The sequence below is a fragment of the Sodalis-like endosymbiont of Proechinophthirus fluctus genome, from assembly GCF_001602625.1.
GTDB lineage: Bacteria > Pseudomonadota > Gammaproteobacteria > Enterobacterales > Enterobacteriaceae.
The window spans coordinates 6,503-11,473 of sequence record NZ_LECR01000024.1; the positions used below are offsets into that span (position 1 = coordinate 6,503).

Genomic DNA, 4,971 nt, shown 5'->3' on the forward strand with positions numbered 1-4,971 from the left:
AGGCGTTTTGCCCGCTGCCCCGCTTCGGCAATAGTTATACGGTGATCAGTTATACGGTGATCGGCAGCTGGCTGGTTAACGATCAATCTTGCGATATTGGCCTGCGTGAAGATAGACAGATAATTACCCAGGATCTTTCCCGCTTCTATCCGCACATTATCGTTGATTGATCCTGCGGTGGCGCAGTGATGCCGCGCTACTATCTCAGCATACTGTCCACAGGCACCGTGACTGACTCATCGTCGATCCGGCTGCCCAGCACATACAGCAACGGCAAAAAGTGCTCTGGTGGTGGGATTAGGCGGCGAGGTATCCTGATACTGCCGATAATGTATCAGTGAATTGTGCGCTGATATTTCCGCGCACAAATTGATCGAACGACAGTGCCCAAGAGTAGGGTTCGGGGTTCGGCTTCGTACTGCCAACGTATCGTGCGCATGTTATGTATTACATTGCCGCTGACTACCAGCATCACACCTTCATTGCGCAGCGCGCCCAGTTTTCTCCCGGGGGCGAAACGGAAGGCGGCATCCCGCATTGCGTCGACGCTGAGTTACACTACCGGAATATCTGTCTCGGAACACATTTTAATGAGTACACCCCAAGTGCCGTGATCCAACCCTTATTCGCCGGTATTGGCATACACCACCAACCGGCGCCAGCAGGGACTGTACCCGTGCGCTAACGCCGGTGACCCCGGCGCAGGGTAACACTTATCGAATATCGCCTGCGGAAAACCGCCGAAATCTTGTGAAATCGTGTACGGTGTAGGGTTGTGCCATAGCGGTGACGGCGGTGCCCTGCGTATACTAATGGGCCGAGATGGCCAATATTGCCTTCGGCCGCGGCAGTGTCTGACCCAGCTGTTGCCAATGTACGGTGCCAAGTACGGGTATAGCGGTTGTCTCCCAGCACGTTCATCGAACTTGCCGTAACCTAGGAAAAGGGTGGGCGTGGGCTACCTATCAGGTATCCTTATTCGTTATGCGTCTCTTACGGCGGATGATATAGCATCACATTACCGCTTTTCACCTCGTAAAGAACTGAGATAATGATGATGAAAATAATCAGAAAAATTGAATAACTGAGGCTGAGAAATGAAAACAGAATTGCTATTCTAGCGTCAGCGGAATCAGTGGGTAGTGATCTTTTGTCCACATTATTAGATCATCGCATCTATAGACAATTCATTGCGAGAGAGCTGCCGCCGCGTCATCCGTAGCTGACACAACTAAGCGGCGATAAACACACCCTAGGCACCACCTGCAAAAATAGCCACGATCGGCGAAACTATTACCGCATCGAACATGGTTATCCGCTACTGGCGGCGCAGCTGGCCCTTGAATAGGAGCGTGCGTTCGCTATCACTGATGTCAGCAGTGAGCGCTGGTGGCGGCTCCTACGCGTCTTATCTGCGTATCAAAGGGGAAACGGAGCGGGATATTATTGCCCTGCGCGCTGCGCGGACGCCATCCCTTTCGACTCGGTTATAATTCTGAGTAATCGGCAATAGCACTGCCAGCTGGAGAGAGGGCTCAACCGTGTTTGACCTCGACTAGATCTTGGTTTGATCTCGACTAGATCTTGTACTGAAGGGATGAGCGAAAAAATACCGCGCCATAACGGCGGTAGATATACCGCCGCGGCAGTAATCGTCAGCACGCAGCTCTCCACAGATGAATTAATAATTCACACCTAGCAGGAAATTCGGAGGCTAGCGCTGACTACCGACTGATGCAACCCCGTGCCCGGCCAGGACGGTCAGCTCACTATCGCGTGCCAGAGTGCAACGATAGGTCACCAAATCTTCAATGGTAAGCACCGGCATGCCATGGTACTGGGCGAAGGTCACAATTTCCGGCACATGGGCCATGGTACCATCGTCATTTGTCACTTCACACAGAACGCCCGCCGGTTTCACGCCAGCGAGGGTGGTTAAATCCACAGCCGCCTCGGTATGCCCCCGGCGCACCAGCACTCCACCAGGCTGAGCGCGCAGCGGGAACACATGCCCAGGACGGTTAAGATCGGTGGGCTTGACGTTATCTTTGATAGCGGCCCGAATCGTCGTCAGGCGATCGGCGGCGGATACCCCGGTGCTGACCCCTTCAGAGGCTTCGATAGTGACGGTAAACGCCGTCTGATAACGACTGCTGTTACGTTTAACCATCATCGGCAGCGCCAATCGCTGGCGGTGTTCTTCAGTTAGGCACAGGCACACGATACCGCTGCCGTGGCGAATGGTCAACGCCATCTGCTCAACGGTCATGTTTTCCGCGGCGAATATCATATCACCTTCATTTTCACGATCTTCATCATCCAGTACCAGTACCCCGATGCCGCAGCGCAACGCCTCCAACGCATTTTCCACGCGTCGGAGCGGAGAACCAAATTCGGAAAGAAGCGTCTGATTCATGGTAAATAAAACCTCATGATTGATATGGATTACCAGAATCAGGGCAGACTTAGGAGCGGCCACGAACGGGCTAAAAAAACAACGACAGTGGACCGCAGTCCATTTGGACGTCGTTACTCTCTCCCATCCGGACTATAACCGTCGGCCCCGGAATTACACCGGATCTGCTGACATCAGACTGCACGCAACCTGAGCGCTCGCGAGCTTCCTATGCAATACTTTATCATGTTTACCGCCGATGGGGAATTGCACCCAGCCCTGAGAATATAAGCAGAAGTACCATAACACCAACCCGCTGCTGAGACAATTATCAAACGCATAATTTCAATGAATGCTTTTGTTTCCACTCAGGGGGAACGGCATTACACTTAATTTATTCTGACCATTTAAGGAACAGACGATGATTGATCCAAAGAAACTTGAACAGCTTGCCCGTCAGGTACAGGAATCACTGCCGAAAGGCATCCGTGATTTGGGCGACGACGTGGAAAAAAAACTCTGTCAGGTGCTAAAAAACCATCTCAGCCGAATAGATTTGGTTAGCCGAGAGGAATTTGACGTGCAGACCCTGGTGCTGTTGCGCACTCGTGAGAAACTGAGTCAATTGGAACTGCGCCTTAACGCGATGGAAACCATGCCGAAAAATGTTCCGCTGGTCAGCCCTGTGGCACCTGATGGCGACACGGTGGGAGTGAAACCCTCGGTCGTGAGCAGCGTGAATGACACCACCAGCGTTTCCCCGGCAGAACAGGTGGTGCCGAAAGGCTGCGTCTCGGACGACAAACCTGCTAAAGACGCCTTTAAAAAGCTATAACGGCCCTCTAGCCCCCTTGCGACGTCAGCGGCAACGATGACCCGCTGACGTGAGGTTAGCCTCGACCATGGACAGCTCATCACCCACGGCGCGCGCCTTAACCCCGATCGCTGTGCTTAATGACGTTGACGCCGTGCTTAATGGCGTTGATAGTATTGGTGGTAGAACAGTCGTCTTCAAAATTCAGAACCAGCACGTCGCCCCCATTATCCCACACCTCCTTGCTGCCGGCGATCTGATGCATCTGATAGTCGCCGCCTTTAACCAGTACATCCGGCAGCACGTCGGCAATCAGTCGCTGCGGTCTGTCCTCGCTGAAAGACACCACCCAGTCCACCGCCTCGAGCGCTGCCAGGACGGTCATGCGCTGCGCCAATGGATTTACTGGGCGGCTTTCCCCTTTGAGACGTTTAGTGGAATCATCGCTGTTCACCGCTACTATAAGCCGGTCGCCCAACTTGCGGGCATTGGCGAGATAGCTGACGTGACCCGCATGCAAGATATCGAAAATACCGTTGGTCATGACCACCTTCTCGCCGCGCTGACGAGACAGTGCCACGGCGTGCTTCAGTTCGCTTTCGGTCATGATGCCAAAGCCCATTTCGGTGCGGCCACGGATAGCGTTTTCCAGCTCGATGGGGCTGACAGTTGACGTACCCAATTTCCCGACCACCACGCCCGCCGCAGCATTGGCCAGAAAACAGGACTCCTCCAGACTATTGCCAGCGGCCAGTGCGGCAGCCAGCACGCCAATGACCGTATCCCCAGCGCCAGTCATGTCGTAAACCTCCTGAGCCTGCGTCGGTAAATTTAACGGATCTCTGCCCGGCTGTAGCAGAGTCATCCCTTGCTCCGAACGGGTAATCAGAAGTGCCGAAAACTGATAATCAGCGATGATTTTCATGCCGCGTCTCACCAGCGTTTCTTCATCTTTGCAAGCCCCTGCTACCGCCTCGAACTCGGACAAGTTTGGTGTCAGCAGCGTCGCCCCCTGATAGCGGCTAAAGTTGGTACCTTTCGGATCGACAAGCACCGGCACGCCGGCAGCTTTCGCCAGCGTAATCATCTCGCGCACGCGCGCCAGCGCACCTTTTGCATAATCGGACAGCACCAGCGCGCCGGTTTTCGGCAGCGCTAGCTGAATACGCTCTAACATGGGAGCAGCGTCGACATCGTCGAAGCCCTGCTCGAAATCCAGGCGAATAAGCTGCTGATTACGTGACAACACCCGCAGCTTGGTTATCGTGGGATGGGTAGTAACGGCGACAAAATCGCAGGTCACCTCCACTTCGCTAAGCCGCGCTCCTATGACGCGGGCGGCGTCATCAATGCCAGTCAGTCCGACCAGACGCGAATGACAGCCCAGCGCAGCGATATTCATCGCTACGTTGGCGGCCCCGCCGGGGCGCTCCTCAATAGTGTCCACTTTTACGATAGGCACCGGCGCTTCCGGTGAAATCCGACTGGTAGGACCGTACCAGTATCTGTCCAACATCACATCGCCTACGACCAGCACGCCCGCCCGGCGGAAATTAGGAAAAGTCAATTTCATCATCCACTCGCTCCAAAGAGATCCTGTTCTAGGGGCAGAATAATATCACAGGCGGGAGAAATTCTCCCCCTGCGGCGCCTGGGTCTAGGACCCGCGCCCGCGACAACGCCGCGTAATCAAACCACTGCTGCACAAGGATGCCGCAGGGACTGCGCACCTGCCTGCGAATACCTATCTCTCCCAGATCGC

At 54.5% G+C, this 4,971-nt stretch carries 4 protein-coding genes, 1 pseudogene and 1 riboswitch; of the genes and pseudogenes, 2 read left to right on the forward strand and 3 right to left on the reverse strand.

Annotated features, from left to right (window positions below):
* On the forward strand, positions 1-170 hold a 170-nt coding region (locus tag BG74_RS16260; RefSeq protein ID WP_244267214.1), incomplete at its 5' end, for a glutathionylspermidine synthase family protein.
* Between the two features lie 29 nt (positions 171-199).
* On the opposite strand, the pseudogene ygiD reads toward BG74_RS16260, so the two are convergent.
* A pseudogene (gene ygiD / locus BG74_RS16265) lies at positions 200-952 on the reverse strand (4,5-DOPA-extradiol-dioxygenase); the annotation flags it as partial.
* Positions 953-1,714: 762 nt separating this feature from the next.
* Positions 1,715-2,416 carry a 3,4-dihydroxy-2-butanone-4-phosphate synthase gene (ribB, locus tag BG74_RS03160; protein WP_066596568.1) on the reverse strand — a complete coding sequence of 234 codons (702 nt, stop codon included), beginning with the start codon at positions 2,414-2,416 and terminating at the stop codon, positions 1,715-1,717.
* A gap of 111 nt (positions 2,417-2,527) precedes the next feature.
* Positions 2,528-2,686, reverse strand: a riboswitch (FMN riboswitch).
* 130 nt (positions 2,687-2,816) lie between these two features.
* On the opposite strand from ribB, the gene ubiK reads away from it, so the two are divergent.
* Complete coding sequence (ubiK, locus tag BG74_RS12665; RefSeq protein WP_187202553.1) at positions 2,817-3,230, forward strand: ubiquinone biosynthesis accessory factor UbiK; 414 nt, start codon at positions 2,817-2,819, stop codon at positions 3,228-3,230.
* Positions 3,231-3,327: 97 nt separating this feature from the next.
* Here ubiK and hldE read toward each other — a convergent pair whose 3' ends face one another.
* Positions 3,328-4,782 (reverse strand): bifunctional D-glycero-beta-D-manno-heptose-7-phosphate kinase/D-glycero-beta-D-manno-heptose 1-phosphate adenylyltransferase HldE, encoded by a 1,455-nt coding sequence (hldE, locus tag BG74_RS03170; RefSeq protein WP_066596570.1) that lies wholly within the window; start codon positions 4,780-4,782, stop codon positions 3,328-3,330.
* Positions 4,783-4,971: the final 189 nt, after the last annotated feature.